Here is a 16,292-nt window from a genome sequence, read left to right as displayed (position 1 = left end):
ACTAGGTAACACAAAGAGTTGATTTTCGGCAGAGCGCATCGCTACGGGCGGGTTTTGCGGGACGAATCGACCGGATGGCGAGTTAAGCAGGGCGTTGGCTGGCCGATTGGCGAAGCGGGACAAATATTTGTACGTACAAATTAATGGACAATGCAGGTACCAGTGTACTACATGTGTTGCTTCGTGTCTATTAATGTAGTAGATTTACCCGGTAGCGAAAATATTTCTATGGCAAAGGTTCACTTATCTTACCGGCTTAAACAGGAGACGATCGATCAAACAAAAGAGCTTGCCCAACTCCTAAGCAGAAGCGAAGCGGTTATCATTGAAGAAGCCGTAAATGCTTATTATTCAAGGAGAAAGGAGTTGTTTGAAGAGGACACAAAGAACCGTCTGAATAAGCTCAAGTAAACTGTTATAACCGCTATTGTATTGTTTTAATACTCTCCGTTCAATTCAACGAATTACCGGATAATCAATATAATTTATTAAATAATGTGTGGCGTGGTATTGCTTCGTGTCCGCTAATTGTATATATTCGCTTAATCAATTCAAAATCAAGTGCGAAAAACTGAACAGGCCCGCAAGGGATGACGGCAAAGTAGGCGCGATTTTGAGCAGAAACAGTAAACCCCGGCGCTGAACTTTCTCACGGTCGTAGCGTCGGGGTCCCAAGTCAAACACTTTAACTTATCATCAAAATGTCAACGGGACGAAATTACGACCGGGTAAGGGATTCTACAAGCCTTTCCCAAGAAAAAGGACCGGATTTTGTGCAAACGGTCAATCCATCGGATGAAACGCACATTTCTTCATTTGTAAATCGCGCCAATCAGCAGATAGAAGCTGCGATTGCCTACCTCATCAAAGATTACGAGGGCATTGAAATCAACGAACAGGGCCTTGCTGACCTGTCTGCCCGAATCAAGGGTATTATTTCACAAACTTTTGCGGGTGAAGCTGAAATCCTGCCCGCCACCGACCTGCCGGTATTCGTTCAATTCCCTGACCTGCTTGCCTGCTGTCTATCCGAGCAGCACGACGTAGACAACCTGCTGAAAACGATCCAGAGTATGCGGGCAGCGGCCGAAAACGATCCGCAGTTTGAAGCCGATATCTACACCTTTGACCGGGTTGCGGAAGCCCTGCAATGGATCGTAGTAGCGGGACGCATTGCATTTGTCGGCCGCGAAACCGGAACGATTGTACTTCCCGCAATGCAGGCCCCCAGCCGCGCCGAATCGCCTGCGAATCCGAAACAGGACAACTTCTACGACGCCGTAAAACACGCCAATAACAATCCGGTCACCATTTCTTCTGACTGCATCTTCTTTAGCATGCTGACAACGCCGGAGAACCTTGCCAGCTTCATTGAGAACATTTCCGCATGGTTTGCTATCTGGTCGAATACCGAAGAAAAATGGGCGGGCAATTTACGCACGTCTGCCTGTGACTACTCGGTCATTATGGAGTTTCTGGGTAGGATGGTGGCAGCCGTTGCCGAACATGATGCCGAAGAGTCGGAAAGCGAAGCCGAATTGAAAGCTGAGAATGCGGCCTTACTTACGGAACGGAAATGGCTGGCTAAAACACTGGACAAATCCAACGCCAACGTCGAAACCCTGAAAGCGGGTGCCGAAAAGATTAACGAGCTACAGGCGGAGGTTGATCGGTTGAAAGCCAAATACGAACCAAACGGCGAAACGAAGAAAGGAGGATCGGCGAAATGAGTCGTCATGTCCAACTTAACCTGTTTTACCTCAGCCACGGCGCTGACAATTCAACGGCGATGTTGGTTTACCACGCGCTGCGTAACGAACAGGAACGGCTTATTACCCAATTAGCGAAAGAGCACGCTGATCAGGATTACAACAAAGCGGCTATCACTAACGACGAACTGGACCGGATCACCATCGAGATGGGTCGTATTGCCACCGGACTGGCTAATGAGTGCGAACGCCTGTCCGATGAAATCGAGCGGTTGAAAGACCCGAAGGCGCACGAGCTAATTGTTAAGTCTTACGATAAGCAGGCCGAACTGGCAGGGCTGTACGATGAGCGGTTTTTCGATAAGCCGTACAAGCCAGGTGCCGAGGAAGGGGGACAGCCCGCCCAATGAGTAACCTAACCGCCCAACGCGATAGCCTGATCGCTGAATTGAATCAGGCTATCACCGCCCAGGCTGGCCAGCCGATCACGGGCCCGCTACCCGCCCAAATCCTGCGTCTGTTGAGCCGAATCCAGAAAGTCAACCAGCAACTCAACGCGGACACCCAAGCGTCTGTAGCACGGATTCTGGACGCGCAGGACGCACTGGCTGAGAAGGTGTTCGGCGAAGGTCAAACCGGGCCTGAACTGGTGGCAGAAATCAACCGCGTTTCGGAGTCGATTGAGGACTTTGGCCAGCAGTTGTCCCTCGGAGCCTACTACTACGCAGCCGCGTAAGCAACGCTTTCACTGATGAGGTAAGTCCGGACTTACCTCATCCCTTCGCTACAATTTCATAACATCAAATCAGACAAACCGTCATGAATACCCCGAACTATATTGTACTAATTGGCGCCCTTGCCGCCGTGGATCTGCGCGCTTATTACCATTCAAATTTCGACAACGATGAAAATTATCGGGGCTGGGTAACCCGCCGGTTCGATGAGCTGGATATGCGGGAATGGGAAGCCTACCGCACCCTGAAGGATGGTCCGGCCAAGCGGCACATTACCACCTTGCCCGCCTTGAAAGAAATGCTGCTGGTTGGCCGTGGTGATGCGACCCGCGACCAAAGGAATGCCGTTAAAATCGTTGCCAGTCAGTTGCTGGAAGCGGGCTTTCTGGTTCCTGATTCGATCCGCGATTTTCCGGAGTCGGCATTTCAGCCGGTGGCGTTTGGCCCACTGTCCGAAGAGCAGATGCTAACGGTTGAGGTGGACCAAACCGAAGAAGGTGCCTTTGTTGATGGGTTTGCACTCTACCGTCGCTTTGTGAAGCAAGGTGGCACGGAGTTCAACGAATGGATGCGGGGCCGTATTGAAAAAAACGAACTGGCCGAAGGGGTGAATTTTATTAGGTTCGAGAATGGTATTCCCGATCGGTTCGTCAAAACGCGGGGCTATCGACTTACCCTCGATGCGGCCATCACGGTTGCCAGGAACGAAGCAAAATCAAAGGGCCACACCATTGCCAACTTCCTTTCCGGCTTTCGAAATGCCCTGACGGCTCAATCATCGACTGCAAAAAACGATCAGGCCGACACGGTTGATTCAGATCCCGAAAACGTGCGTAAGGTTGAGTTGGAACCAGCGGATGCGGTCAATGATCAACCCGCAGATGAAGGTCACCTGCAACGGGCATTATTCGCCAATCCGGTACCGGTCGACTCAGTAACTCCTCTGCCGGTGAGCGAAGGTAAAGAGCCGCAGGCTGTAGAGCAGGCCCCTAATCCCGGCTTTGAAAGCGAAGATACTCCGCAGGTTGAGAGTGACGCCGACCGGAAGTACTACGAACCCGAAGAACCAGAACCAGCCGAGGAAAACCCGAATGCAGTACCCACAACCGGACAGATGCTGCTCCAGTCGGCGCAGCTTCTTTTGCAACTCGCGCACGTAGTAGTGGATCAGGAACGCAAGCTGTCCGAGACGCGGCAGGTGGTCGGCCAAATCGTTTCCATTGAACAGCAATCCGCCCAGCAGACGCTCGGACTTTTTGCCGGCAATGTTGAACCGCCCCAGCAGACCTTGCGATCCCGCATCCGGCAGGCGGTTAACGACCGGTGCCGGAAAACCGGCGAGACGCAGGATCAGGTGTACGCCTTCATCTACAACCGGCTTTACTACGTCTTTGGAATCAACGTCAACGCCCGCGACCGGGGCAAGGATGAAACGTATCTGATGCTCTGCGAACGCATCGGCGTACTGGACCGGGTGTATACCATTGTCACCAGTGAAGAGTTTCAGGTAGCTATTCGGAACGCTCCCGTTCAGCCGAAAGCGGCTGCCTGAATTAGTTGACAGAAATAGTGAGGTTCAAAGGCCCGGCGATGTCGGCCGGGTCCTTTCTACCTCTTTGACAAAAACGCCGTTTCCAGCGAGTTGTCGCATTCATCACCCACTTTTCACCCTTTCAAACAATGAGCTTAAAACGAATCATGTGCCGATTCTACCGAATGGTAGACCGGTACGACGGACTTGTTCTGTCCTTTTACCTGGTCGTTTTCGTGGTATTGCTGGCCGCATCCTTCGCGTTCTCCTTTGATCCGATCACCGTCCTGGTATGGAAAAGGTAACATTCGCCCGTATCTGGAATGCCTGCCTACCGAACTTCATCGACTTTCGGATCAGTACCCATTTAGGCCCGCTTTACTTCTCGCTGATCGAAATCGAAACGGATTGCGAGGATATGAATTACCGACCCCGGCTTGAGCCGTATTTGCCCCGCATCGGGCTGATTTCGTTTCAATGGGAGAAAGCATTTTCGGTCTGAACGATCGCTGGTCGGCCATTAACTCAATTGCTATCCGGGCGAAAAGGTGAAGGGTAAAAAATCCGAGGACGAATACTGGCACATTGTCAGTATCCTGTTTTACGACTTCTGGTTTCGGGCGAAGGGTCCGCTTAAACTCCACATCGAGCCATGAAAAAGCACAAAGCAGAAGTGCTACAATCGGTAATTGAGCAAAGCGTGTCGGAGGATATTAAACTAAGCGAGTTCGTCCGCCTACTAGAAGAAAACGGATGTTCGGGTGTGGTCTGGCTCGAAGAATCCAACCAGCAAAAAGACGTCATTTCGTGTATTAAGGCGGACCTGTACGATCCAACCAGCACGAGGGGCAAATCCCTCATCCTGGCCACCACTTCAACCGGCGTGTAGCATCCCATGAAAACAGGCTTCCAGATACCCGATTTTACCATTCGGCTGTTCGGCTACGACCTCAGACGAAACGAGAAAGGTCACGTGCATTTTTGGGTTAGAATCCTTCAACTGGATTGTAGCTGCCGATGGTTCGACCTCTTCCGCTCCCTTTTTGAATACTCCTTCAGCGAACAACTGGCAGTCGAAAACGACCACGATCCTGACTATGCCATGCACGAGTTGGAGCTGCTTTTCTTCCGGTTTCGCTGGCCGATGAGCAAACGGCGATACCGCCGGATAATGTCAGAAGCTGGCAAAACCTTAACCGACGTATAGCAATGGCCGTAAGCATCAATTTTACGCTGGAGGTAGTCGTCTTTGGCTGGCACTTCAACCTGGTAACGCTACTTGTTGGCGAGCAGGCGGAGCCCTATTTCGCACTGCTAGGTATCTGGCAGGAGACATTTACCCAGCATCACTACTTTTCCATTGAACGGCGAGCGTTGGGCTATTCATTCTACACCAGCTACAGCGGTGAAGACTGGAGCGAACCCGAACGACCCATGCACTGCATTGACTTACTTTACCTGCGAATCCTGATCTCGGCAAAACAACCATGAGCTACGCCGTACCCTACCGACGGATATCCGCAAAGATTGTCCGCCAGGTGATCGATGCCAACCCCGCGAAACGGCTGCAGGAGCTGCGCCGAACGCTTCGCAAATCTTACCCGTTTGGCCCGCCCGAAGGAGATGCACTCAGGCTGTGGAATCTCGAAGTGGCTAAACAATTAGAAGCCCGAAAACGTCCGCGAAAGTGCGCAAAATAATAGACTTATTCTTTGATTATCAACCCATTAAATCGTAAATTGATCATGTCAAACGGCGCAGATTATGGGGGCGATGTTGAAAGCATCCTCAACAGCAACCTGTTTTCATTGACCCGAAACTCGGCGGTTAATAAGCATGTGTCTATTCCGTCACTGGAAGGCAAAAGCAAGTACCGGGTGTACGGGGATGGCATTACGCGGCCGGTCTGGATATACATCTATCCCTACCAACTGGCAGCCAAGAATGCGAAGTACAAAGCGCGTAAGCAGTGGCTGTTCGGGCCGCTGCCAAATGATGAGTAAACCATAAACAACAGGACTATGAACATAATTAACCCCGATTGGGTCAAGCTGGTACACCTTGACTACCCGAAGCATTCCACCTACTGCGCTTCGGAGTTTATTAATACCGCTGGAATGACCCCCCGCGAATTGATCGAAGTTTTAGCCAAAGGGCCGATCTTTGACGACAATTGCATCATTGAGGGGATCGGCATCAACGACCTGCCAGACTTCGTAGAAGCGCCTGAAGATCGGGCCGTTTTATCGCAGATGCTCGAAAACACAGGGCTAACCGGTTCGGGCCGAACATTTGCGGAGTCCATTGACACCGACCCATACCGGTACCTCGGCTTTGAACGCGTAATGGTAACGGCTCAAAATCACTATGTCTATAAGCGCAATGGAGTGTCTTACTGCTCATTGGGGTACACCTACACCTCGTATGGCGTTCGGGTCAATGCTATGTTTATCGCTTTTTTAATGTCGCTCGATGATGATCCAGGCATCGACCTGATCTGGTTTGTAACGACGACCAACAGGGGCGTTAACGAGTCGTTCGACGTGCTTTACGACATGCGGTTTCAAGAGTATCTGATCAAGATCGGCCGTGATTACCAGGCGCGGTTTGTGGATATGCAGGAGAATGTCCCTGCTCCCGAGACGTTGCTTGAAACCGTTACTTTTGACCCGTTACCAGAGCGTGAACCATTCACTGAACCTTTTGACGTGCTGCATGAACGTTATCACGGTGACTGCCGGTATGAATCCGCAATATCCAGTGGCGCAGATGAGAAAAAGCAAATGGTCGCGCTATTCACTGATGATCTGGATTATTCGTTCCGTTCCTGGCTGGTGAAGCCCCGAACGAATATGCGCCGGGTATACTACAATGTGGAGGATCTGATCACCTGGGCGGGCGATGACGCTCCGAAGGTGATGCAGCTGGTGCTGGGCGAGTTAAAGAAGCAAATCATCGAGCATGAGTTTTACGAGTACATGCCCCGGTTCGAGAAGGGGCTGGTGATGATCAGCAAGCGCGGTGGAATCACCATCAAAATTGACGAATAAATGGCATTACGGTTATGAGGTAGTTAAATCGTTAAAGGTGTGGGCTGTTGCTCTACACCTTTTTTTATTGCTGATAATCAGCTATATTAGGAAAGGTTAAATTGGTTCATCCATTCTAGTCTTGTTGTTGAGATTCAAAACGCCCGGGCTGATGGTCTGGGCGTTTTTCACGAACATTCGTAAAAATTCGGCTGTGTACTTTCAAGAAAGTCCAGTGTAACGGAAAAGGCCAAAGTCCCGAATCGGCTGGCTACCTAATATGCTTGATTACTTCAGTTTTAAATTTTAAAGAGGTTTTGTCTAAAACGATTTCCTTGATTGCAATTCCCCTGTAACCACCCTTTTTAATGGCAATCAACACTTCTTTCTTGTTTTCACTTGTGGTGCGATACCCAAAAATAACCTCTTTCAGACATGCTTTATTAAATTGAAAGAGCCCATTCTGGTAATACTGAAAGACACGCCATTCCTTTTCATAACTCCATATTGAAGATTTGGTAAGAATTAAATGTCGTAAGGTTTCTTCATTTCCTGTAAAGTAGCTTTGAGCTATTATTTGATCCAAATAATCTACTGGTTGAATAAAAAACTGCCCCCCTTGCATTACAGGCATAATGTTAAACCCTAGAGCAATTCCTTTGTGCGATTCGGTATAATGGCTCCACATTAAAGCATTATCAGGATCTGAAGTAAAACAACAGACTCCGCAATTTTTCCTTAAGCCGGTAAACAGGTTTTTCACGAAGGTATAAAAACCTTTTTTAGGTGTACTTTTTACGAACTCTTCCTTTGGCCCTAGGTTTTCAAACTCGGAAACTCTATCATACCATTTCGCTAACGTTTCCTTATCATATTTGAAGTCGATAAGGCACTCATTCATATCAAGTGGGTCATTAAACTCAGTGGGAGAGCGAAAGAATAACTTTTCTGACTTAATGGTTTCCAGGGCCCACTTGTAACCGAAATACCTGTATAGCACTCTAGGAGGCATTATAAAATAAGGCGTATTACTAGCGTCTCCTTCAGTTAAGCCCTCACTCCACGGCTGTAGAATCAGTGGCTGTGTAATTGGTCTATTTGACACTTTTGTCAGTTTTGTCAGTAAGTCGCCTTATGTTTTCTCAATTATTTTTTTTCTGCTTCGACCCGTTTATGAAGTCGATGCACCTGCATAGCGTGGAACTCCTTACCAGTGGAGGTAACAAACCCATCCTTATTTAATTGCTCGGCAATCTGATCAAAGGTTTTGCCCTGACTGCGCAGTTGTGCTACCATTGCGGTTGCCCGACGGTTGTTTTTATTTTCTCCCGCCCGTTGTTTGTTGACCTCAGCGCCTTTAACCTGGGCAGCGTAGTTCATATTCTCGGGTTTGCCCAGCACTTTGCCGCCCGCCTTTTTTTGAGCCAGCGCGTTACGGGTCCGCTCGGATACCTTCCGAAGTTCCTCTTCAGCAAAAGCGGCTTTAATATTGATGATCATCTCGGAGTCGTTCAGGCAATCAAGTGCCGTGAACTTGACTTTGTTCTGACGGAGGATAACCAATATATCCAGGCTCCGCAAAATCCGATCAAGCCGGAATGCGATCAGCTTCGCATTATTCTTTTTGCAGAGTTCGACCGCCCGTACCAATTCCTTCCGGCTGACCTTGCCGCCGGACTCGACTTCGACAAACTTGCCAATCAATGATTCTCCGCAGTAGTCAAGAATGCCCTTCTCCTGGGCTTTCATCCCTAAACCTTCCTGACCCTGCTTCTGGGTGGAAACCCGCAGGTAGGCCACGTACTTTTGAGGTCCCTCAGTTTCTGCTCCGTTTTTCTTCGCCATGTTAAAGCAACTCTTTTACGGAACGGGATGATACATTAAACCGGCAGTTGATGCCCATGCGCTCGAACCGATACCCTTCGCCGATCATAGCAACAATCAATTCACCATTAGCCAGGTGATGACCAATAGCGCCTTCAATTCGGTGCTTCAACCCGTAACTGTTTGTTTTTCGATTGAAAGCTGACGTCTTTTCAAAGTAAAGGTTGATCTTGTCGCGGGCATCTTCGATAAGATTCAATCGAAACGAGTAATTAGGCTCGGCGTGCTTGCCACTCTCAAAGCCGTTCATGTCCAGATCGGCCGGCACTTCTACCCCTGCAACCTTTTTTGTCTTCATCTTAATACGGGCTTGAATACATCAGAAAGATAAAGAAAATGGGGTAAATTAACAACTCTTAAACGAACGTATAAGAGGTGTTATATTGCGATGTGTTCAACGTACGTACGTTTAAGTACCTGATTTATACGTACGTTATGCACTTTTTTCGCTATCTTTAGTAGTAATCAATCAAATACTAAAGCAATGAAAGACAGTCGTTTGAATATCAAACTCAGCAGCAAGCTAAAATCCGAATTTATGGCCGTTTGCGAAGAAAGAGAAATAAGTGCCTCTGACGCCCTGCGTGATTTTATCGCAAAAATTGTCAGGAACCACCGAAACGGGAAGGGATAAGGCGAGGTTTTGCCGTTATACTCTCACTAAATTGTGTATCAAATGGTGTATCAAACAAAAAGCCACTACATAAAAGCAGTGGCTAACTCATTGATAATGAAGTGACCCCGGACAGGTTCGAACTGTCGACCCACTGATTAAGAGTCAGTTGCTCTACCAACTGAGCTACGGAGTCGGATGATGGGCAAACGTGGAAGCGAATGTAATTTGTTCCGGAAATAAAACAAATAAATCGCAGTCGGTTTCTGCCTGCCCCGATCGATTCCGCTAATTCCGGGCAGGCGCCGGCGAACAATCAGCCCAGGTTATCGCCATTTAAAACCGCATTCAGAACCGATTGAATTACCGGCAGTTCGGATTGCAGGACCTGAATATATTGTTCGATCAGGGGGACAATTTCGGCCATCGGCTTCTTGTCGGCAATCATCGCTTCCGAGGTGGTAATGAGTCGGGCAGCTTCGTTTAGCCCAAACGTTTGAATGACGGCTTTCTGAGTGTGAATCAACCGTTTAACGCCCGCCAAATCGCCGTCTTCCACAGCCTGTTGCAACTGCTGAATTTCAGCGGGAGTCTGGTGCATAAATAACGTCATCATTTCAACCGCGAAATCCATATCACTTCCTACAGCTTCCAGAAGTGGCTCAACCGTAAAGCTGGCTTTGGGGGGTGAATACGAATTTTGAGTCGGGTTTTTGGCCGTCGCCGTCGGTAAATATTTACGCATAATTCGTTGTAGTTCTTCGATCTGAAACGGTTTTGGGATAAAATCATTCATGCCGGCCTGCAAACATTGTTCCCGCTCATTTGCCAGCGCATGGGCGGTCATCGCAATAATCGGTACCCGGCTTTTCAAGGTCGTTCGGATGTGATTCGTCGTCGTATAACCGTCCATAACGGGCATTTGAATATCCATCAGCACCAGATCGACTTCTTCTTTCTGCAAGATGTCGAGCGCAATCTGGCCGTTTTCGGCTACCTGTGCCGTGTATCCCAGGCGGTTCAATACCTGAAGTGCCAGTTTTTGATTCATCACATTGTCTTCCACCACCAGAATATTTACCTCCCGGCCGGCGTGCCCCGCAGCGTCCGTGCTCAGGTCAATTTCATGATCGGCCTGATGCGGAGCCACTTTGTACGGAATTTCCAGCGTAAACGTCGACCCTTCACCGGTTTTACTTTTTACCCTGATCCAGCCGCCCTGCATTTCCGTCAGGGATTTTACGATGTTCAGCCCCAAACCGGTGCCGCCATAGTAGCGGGTCGTAAAGTCACTGGCCTGCCGGAACCGCTCAAAAATGAACGGAAGAATATCCGCTTCCATCCCGATTCCCGTATCTGCTACGGTAAATCGAATGCGCACGAAATCGTTCTTTTCTTCCTTTTTCTCGATACGAACATCGACACCCCCGTGTTTGGTAAATTTGATGGCGTTGCTCAGCAGATTCAGTAAAATCTGCGTGAGCCGGGTTGGATCACCCAGCACCACCGCTGGCAAATCAGGGTCGGTTTTGACCGTCAGTCGCAGGTTTTTATCGCTTGCCGTACCATCCATCATGGTACGGATCGAATCCGCCAACGAACTGACACTGAACGGAATGCTTTCTAACGGCAGCATTCCGGCTTCAATTTTTGAAATATCGAGAATGTCGTTGACAATCGTCAGCAGGTTCTTGCCCGCCGTTCGGATGTATTCAACAAATTCTTTCTGTTCCGCATTCAGCGCCGTCGATCCGATCAGGTTCGAAAAGCCCAGGATCGCATTCAGGGGCGTCCGGATTTCGTGGCTCATGTTGGCCAGAAACTGCTTTTCGGTGTGCTGCGCCGATTCGGCAACCAGCTTGGCCTGAGCCAGTTCGTGTTCCAGTTCCTTCCGCTCGGTGATGTCATAATGAATCCCCATCGATCCAACGACCTGCCCCCGCTCGTCGAGTATCGGCGCACCACTAATGATCACCCAGATTCGTTTTCCGTCTTTGCGCTTCAGTTGGATCTCGTACGAGTTGGCACCGCCCGCATTCCGGAACCGCTGCTGTTTGCTCAAAAAATCCGTATATTCCTGCGGCACCAGCAATTCATCGGCGCGCTGACCGATCAGTTCTTCCTCGGAATAACCCACCATCTGGCAAAACCGGTCGTAGGCCTGCCGGATTAACTGATTGTTATCCACTTCGAGCAAACCGAGTTCCATCCGGTTCATGATGCCCCGGTATTTCTCTTCGCTTTTGCGAATCTTCTCATTCGCCCGGAATTTCTCCGTGATGTCGGTATACTGCCACAGGTGTCCAAGGTATTTTCCTTCCAGAAAGATGGGAATGTAGCTCCGTTCCAGAACCCGTCCATCAACCATGCCAACGACCTCATTGACGATCGTATCTTTTTGTTCGAGGGCATTTTCCATCTGTTCGCGAAACTGATCCGGATTGGTCAGCAGCGCTTCCGACGGGTTGGCATATTCCAGATAATCCTGGCCAACCAAATCGTCGGGCTTTTGGGAAATACCAAACAGGTCGCAGTATAACTGATTGGCTAAGATAATCTTACGGTTTTCGTCTTCAACCAAAACCCCGGTTTGCAGATTGGTAATCAGGCAGGCAAACCGCGTTTGCGTCGTCCGCAGCGTGTCTTCGTTGGCAATTCGGGCCGTAATATCCCGGGCCACCGCCACCAATTCAGGCACAGTGCCATCGCCTTCAATGATCCGCAGCGTCTGGCCGATCCAAACGGTTCGCCCGTCTTTTGCCTTTACCGGAAACTCAATGTACGAACTTCGTTGCCGGGTACGAATCACTTTCTGGTAAAACTCGACCATCGTTGACCGCCAGGCCGGTAGCACCAGATTGATAAAATGCAGACCGATTATTTCATTTTCGCTGTAGCCCAGACACTGCTCGACAACCGGATTGACAAACGTAAAAAAACCGTCGATTGTGGTTTTAAAGATGATATCCGGCACCGATTCAACCACGTGGCGGTAATGCCGCTCGCTTTTTTTCAGCTCGTTGATCTGGCTCTCCCATTCCTGAGAACCGGTCTCCGTGCGTAGACGCAGCGCTTCGGTAGCCTCATCAAGTTGACGGATTTTCTCTTCCAAACTAGCCTCAGCCTGCCGACGAGCTTCCCGTTCAAGGATAAGTTGGCGTTCGAGGGGTTCTATTGGGGACATATTACTTTAAAAACATTGATGAACTAAACCGTACTTTTCCTCAAGTCAAGTACTTATTGGTAAACGTGGCTTTTTCACCAGTAATCCGCAGGGTTTTCCACTAAATTTATCCGACAACGACACCGATCACGAACCCCGATCAAAACCAAAAATTCAGAACCCAGTGTATTTTAGTTTGGGATACACGTTGAAGCTTTGTTACCATTATAGCTAAATTATCAACAAATCAAAGCAACAATTATGCCGTGACCCGCTTTCAATGCCTAGGAATTGCGGGAATAGGTTTCACTACCTAATTTATCATTCTTTTAAATAAGTAGTAATTCTAAGCAAATTAAAGTTGAATAACCAGACATTTTTGATTATTTAAAAACAAAAAAACCGGCCGACCGGCCGGTTTCTAAATCGATCGATGATGGCTTAGTTCATGCTCACCAACCGGCTCGACTGAACAACCGGTGTGCTGGTTTGCAATTTGACGGTTTTTATTTCCGTGTTCGTTCCGTCCGAGATTTCAACTTTATAAACCCCGTCTTCCAGTTGGTTCAAATCAAAGCGAAGTGTTGCCACCTCCTGGCCTTCGCCCAGTTTCCGGTTGGCCAGGGTTTGTCCTTCGCTGTTAACCAGCCGAACGTTGACTTTGCTGTCGGTTTCCTTGCTCACACACACGTTTACTTTCATACTGTTCGTCATCGGGTAAACCGCCGACTGGAAAGTCGATTTCGTTTTCTTTTCTTCCCGGTTGTCAGCGGCAAACGTGGTGGAAGCGGCCAACGTCAAGGCCAGTAAAGCGGAAGCAAATAGCGTTTTCATGAGATTTGTTGTTTAAGGATATTCTTTTTTGTTATCTACTGCCGTTTATCGGCCGGTTTGATGACTCAAAGATATCAACATCCTAAGGTACCTTGCTATACATAGTACTTTGACGGTCGAAATAGAAGGACGAGTGGTCGATAACCCGGATGAGGTTTTTGAATTCTACGGGAAGAAGGCGGTTTGAGTAGGATTTAATTCTGATTAGCTGCTTTTTTCAATTGTCCGATGCCAAACTGATCGCCAGCGGCCACGGCTTTTCCACCACTGAAATGGATTTCAACCATCTTTTCGCTTTGCACCTGGTTGAAATGCTGGTCCTCGAGCGTGGCCACAATCTTCCGGGTTTTCACGTCGATAATATCGCCCGAAGAGGGATACGCGTATTTTCCGTCCATGCTGAACGTGATCCAGCCCGGCATGTCGCGCACCAGAATCGACGTTTTCTGCACCGGCGGCATCACCGTATTATCAAAAACGTGTACCCGGTTGTTGGCGCCGTCGCACAGCCAGATTTCCTTTTCGTCAGGCGTCATGCCAATGCCGTGGCTCGGGCAACTGTGCCGTTTCACTTCGCCAATGTTGAAGCCTTCGACTACCACCCGGTGTAAAAATTTTCCGGTCACCAGGTCGCCCACTTCAAATCCCAGCAGTCCGTTGACGTTCACGTACACCAGCGTCTCCGCGCCGTTGATGGTGAAAGGCCGTATGTCGGCGCTGAACGGTCCTACTTTCTTGGCAATCGTGTGCGTTTTCGCATCGGCCACGTTTAGCATAGTTGATTTCAAACCCGCGAGGTAGACGTATTTTCCCGCCGGGCCGTATATCGTATTGTGCGAACCGGAATTGGTCACAATTTTGGTAATAACATCCCCGGTTTTGGCGTCGACCACCGTCCAGAATTCTTTTTCGAGCGAAGGCATGTAGATGGTTTTTCCGTCGGGCGAAATCGAAATCCGGTCCACACCTCCTTCGTATTCCCGCTCCCACAACACTTTTTCGGTCGACATATCAATGCATTGCAGCGCTTCCAATGTACTGATGTAGATGCAGTTGGTCGCCAAACTAACGTCGACGCCTTTTACGTTCGACGGTTTTCCGTTTTTCTGAAACCCTTTGGTCTGAATGAATTTAACAAACCGGTGATTGTTGTCGATGTCAAATACCTGAATGCCGTGGCCGCCGTAGCCGAGGTAGTTCCGAACGCCGGGTGTCGCAACGTACAAATAACGCTGGACTTTCGGGGCGGTTTTGGGCGGACGATCGGCGGTTTTGTCAACGGGCTGGGGCATCCAGGCCGTGGTGAATACGACAGACAGGCCGCAAATGAGGGAAAGAATTACCGAAGTTTTCATTTTCGTAGGCTTTTGCAGGAGATCCGTTTATGAACCGATTAAGAAAAAATGGGTCCTAATCTACCTGCGCAGCCTAACTCGCATTTCTAACTAAAGCCCAAAGGGCTTGACTTTGGATAACCCCGAATGCAATTCGGGGGCGGGAATCACGTAAGACACGTCAACCCCAGCGGGGTTGAATCGCTTGTAAAGGGTGAGTCAACCCCCGCCGGGGTTGCATCGGACAGTTGGTATAGCGTTGCCCCGAATTGCATTCGGGGTTATCCAGAGTTAAGCCCCTAGGGCTTTTTTGAACCGTCGAATTAAGACATAAGTAGACTGAAGACACAAATGGACCGAAGACATTAACTTTAGAATATAGATATAAAAGCTGAAGACATAAGGAGAATGAGACCTAAACAGATATCGCAAACCATCCCTTAAAATGATTGTTGCTATGTGAAAAAGAAAAACACTCCGGCTCATGCTTCGCAACCTCGTTCAACTTCTGATTGCTGGGACATTCTGGCTCTGCCTGACCAGTCCAACCGCTTCTGCGCAGTTTGCGGGCGTAGACTATCCGCATCCGGTTCATTTTCTGAATCTTACGATTGAATCGAAACCGGTTCGAATGGCGTACATGGACGTAAAACCAGCTCAGCCAAATGGTAAAACCGTGTTGCTGCTCCACGGAAAAAACTTCAATGGCTACTACTGGAAAACCGTGATCCAGTGGCTGACCCAACGTGGCTACCGCGCCATCGTTCCCGATCAGATTGGCTGGGGAAAATCGTCGCATCCCGACATTCATTACAGTTTTCACCGGCTGGCGGCCAGCACCAAACTCCTGCTCGATACGCTGGGGATTCCGAACGTAACGGTTCTGGCACACTCGATGGGCGGTATGCTGGGAACCCGGTTTGCGCTGATGTATCCCGAAAAGGTGGAAAAACTGGTGCTGGAAAATCCCATCGGCCTGGAAGATTACAAGACATTCGTGCCGTACCAGACCATCGAGCAGCAATACCGGAAAGAGCAATCCGCCACGCCTGAATCCTACCGGCAATACCAGAAAAGCTATTATCCTGTCTGGAAACCGGAATACGACGATCTGGTTCGCGTGCAGGCCAGCGACCTGAAATCGCCCGATTTCAACGCCATTGCCTGGGCCAACGCCGTCACTTACCTGATGATTTATGAACAGCCGGTTTGTTACGAATTTTCCCGGCTGACCACGCCTACCCTGCTCATTATCGGACAGGCAGACCGAACGGTGGTCGGCAAAAATCTGCTTTCCAACGAGTTACAGGCGCAGCACGGCAACTATCCCGAATTAGGAAAACAAACCGCCCGACTGCTCAGAAACGGCAAACTGGTGGAGCTGGCGGGCGTCGGTCATATTCCGCACATGCAGGAACCGGAGCGGTTTTTCAAAGCCCTGGGAGATTTTTTGCAATAAGC

Annotated in this window: 19 protein-coding genes and 1 tRNA gene; 13 read left to right on the top strand and 7 right to left on the bottom strand. The window is 49.2% G+C overall.

Features of this window, described 5'->3' with window-relative positions; translation table 11 throughout:
- Window positions 1-228 precede the first annotated feature (228 nt).
- The 12 genes from GJJ30_RS10125 (at window position 229) to GJJ30_RS10070 (ending at window position 7,024) form a co-directional block, all read left to right on the top strand.
- Complete coding sequence (locus GJJ30_RS10125) at window positions 229-411, top strand: hypothetical protein (RefSeq protein ID WP_154175032.1); 183 nt, start codon at window positions 229-231, stop codon at window positions 409-411.
- 290 nt (window positions 412-701) lie between these two features.
- The gene (locus tag GJJ30_RS10120) at window positions 702-1,730 is read left to right on the top strand and encodes a hypothetical protein (RefSeq protein ID WP_154175031.1); all 1,029 of its coding nucleotides are present in this window, start codon (window positions 702-704) and stop codon (window positions 1,728-1,730) included.
- On the top strand, window positions 1,727-2,119 hold the full coding sequence (locus GJJ30_RS10115; RefSeq protein WP_154175030.1) for a hypothetical protein: 393 nt from the start codon (window positions 1,727-1,729) through the stop codon (window positions 2,117-2,119). The genes GJJ30_RS10120 and GJJ30_RS10115 overlap by 4 nt, the downstream gene beginning before the upstream one ends.
- Window positions 2,116-2,445, top strand: coding sequence for a hypothetical protein (locus GJJ30_RS10110; protein ID WP_154175029.1), 330 nt, complete (start codon window positions 2,116-2,118; stop codon window positions 2,443-2,445). Before GJJ30_RS10115 ends, GJJ30_RS10110 begins: the two co-directional genes overlap by 4 nt.
- An 83-nt stretch (window positions 2,446-2,528) precedes the next feature.
- The gene (locus GJJ30_RS10105; protein ID WP_154175028.1) at window positions 2,529-3,995 is read left to right on the top strand and encodes an antA/AntB antirepressor family protein; all 1,467 of its coding nucleotides are present in this window, start codon (window positions 2,529-2,531) and stop codon (window positions 3,993-3,995) included.
- 128 nt (window positions 3,996-4,123) lie between these two features.
- Window positions 4,124-4,279 carry a hypothetical protein gene (locus GJJ30_RS10100; protein WP_154175027.1) on the top strand — a complete coding sequence of 52 codons (156 nt, stop codon included), beginning with the start codon at window positions 4,124-4,126 and terminating at the stop codon, window positions 4,277-4,279.
- Complete coding sequence (locus GJJ30_RS10095; protein ID WP_154175026.1) at window positions 4,267-4,476, top strand: hypothetical protein; 210 nt, start codon at window positions 4,267-4,269, stop codon at window positions 4,474-4,476. Before GJJ30_RS10100 ends, GJJ30_RS10095 begins: the two co-directional genes overlap by 13 nt.
- A gap of 150 nt (window positions 4,477-4,626) precedes the next feature.
- Window positions 4,627-4,863, top strand: a complete 237-nt coding sequence (locus GJJ30_RS10090; RefSeq protein ID WP_154175025.1) for a hypothetical protein — start codon at window positions 4,627-4,629, stop codon at window positions 4,861-4,863.
- Window positions 4,864-4,869: 6 nt separating this feature from the next.
- Complete coding sequence (locus tag GJJ30_RS10085; RefSeq protein WP_154175024.1) at window positions 4,870-5,181, top strand: hypothetical protein; 312 nt, start codon at window positions 4,870-4,872, stop codon at window positions 5,179-5,181.
- A 2-nt stretch (window positions 5,182-5,183) separates the two neighbouring features.
- On the top strand, window positions 5,184-5,465 hold the full coding sequence (locus GJJ30_RS10080) for a hypothetical protein (RefSeq protein WP_154175023.1): 282 nt from the start codon (window positions 5,184-5,186) through the stop codon (window positions 5,463-5,465).
- Window positions 5,466-5,719: 254 nt separating this feature from the next.
- The gene (locus GJJ30_RS10075; protein WP_154175022.1) at window positions 5,720-5,977 is read left to right on the top strand and encodes a hypothetical protein; all 258 of its coding nucleotides are present in this window, start codon (window positions 5,720-5,722) and stop codon (window positions 5,975-5,977) included.
- 18 nt (window positions 5,978-5,995) lie between these two features.
- Window positions 5,996-7,024, top strand: a complete 1,029-nt coding sequence (locus tag GJJ30_RS10070; protein ID WP_154175021.1) for a hypothetical protein — start codon at window positions 5,996-5,998, stop codon at window positions 7,022-7,024.
- Window positions 7,025-7,274: 250 nt separating this feature from the next.
- Here GJJ30_RS10070 and GJJ30_RS10065 read toward each other — a convergent pair whose 3' ends face one another.
- From GJJ30_RS10065 to GJJ30_RS10030, 7 genes are all read right to left on the bottom strand, one after another.
- Window positions 7,275-7,904, bottom strand: coding sequence for a DUF2971 domain-containing protein (locus tag GJJ30_RS10065; protein WP_170299157.1), 630 nt, complete (start codon window positions 7,902-7,904; stop codon window positions 7,275-7,277).
- Between the two features lie 245 nt (window positions 7,905-8,149).
- On the bottom strand, window positions 8,150-8,848 hold the full coding sequence (locus GJJ30_RS10060) for a recombinase family protein (protein ID WP_154175019.1): 699 nt from the start codon (window positions 8,846-8,848) through the stop codon (window positions 8,150-8,152).
- A gap of 1 nt (window position 8,849) precedes the next feature.
- The gene (locus GJJ30_RS10055) at window positions 8,850-9,185 is read right to left on the bottom strand and encodes a hypothetical protein (protein WP_154175018.1); all 336 of its coding nucleotides are present in this window, start codon (window positions 9,183-9,185) and stop codon (window positions 8,850-8,852) included.
- Between the two features lie 438 nt (window positions 9,186-9,623).
- Window positions 9,624-9,696, bottom strand: a tRNA-Lys gene (locus GJJ30_RS10045).
- 120 nt (window positions 9,697-9,816) lie between these two features.
- Window positions 9,817-12,684 (bottom strand): PAS domain S-box protein, encoded by a 2,868-nt coding sequence (locus tag GJJ30_RS10040; RefSeq protein ID WP_154175016.1) that lies wholly within the window; start codon window positions 12,682-12,684, stop codon window positions 9,817-9,819.
- A gap of 420 nt (window positions 12,685-13,104) precedes the next feature.
- Complete coding sequence (locus tag GJJ30_RS10035) at window positions 13,105-13,497, bottom strand: T9SS type A sorting domain-containing protein (protein ID WP_154175015.1); 393 nt, start codon at window positions 13,495-13,497, stop codon at window positions 13,105-13,107.
- Window positions 13,498-13,691: 194 nt separating this feature from the next.
- A complete protein-coding gene (locus tag GJJ30_RS10030; protein WP_154175014.1) occupies window positions 13,692-14,852 on the bottom strand; it encodes a YncE family protein in 1,161 nt (386 codons plus the stop codon).
- 463 nt (window positions 14,853-15,315) lie between these two features.
- Between GJJ30_RS10030 and GJJ30_RS10025 the strand changes: the two genes are divergently transcribed.
- A complete protein-coding gene (locus GJJ30_RS10025; protein ID WP_154175013.1) occupies window positions 15,316-16,290 on the top strand; it encodes an alpha/beta fold hydrolase in 975 nt (324 codons plus the stop codon).
- The last annotated feature ends 2 nt before the right edge of the window (window positions 16,291-16,292 follow it).

This window comes from Larkinella terrae (assembly GCF_009668025.1).
In the GTDB taxonomy this organism is placed as follows: Bacteria; Bacteroidota; Bacteroidia; order Cytophagales; family Spirosomataceae; genus Larkinella; species Larkinella terrae.
This window is presented reverse-complemented; position numbering and strand designations above follow the sequence as displayed.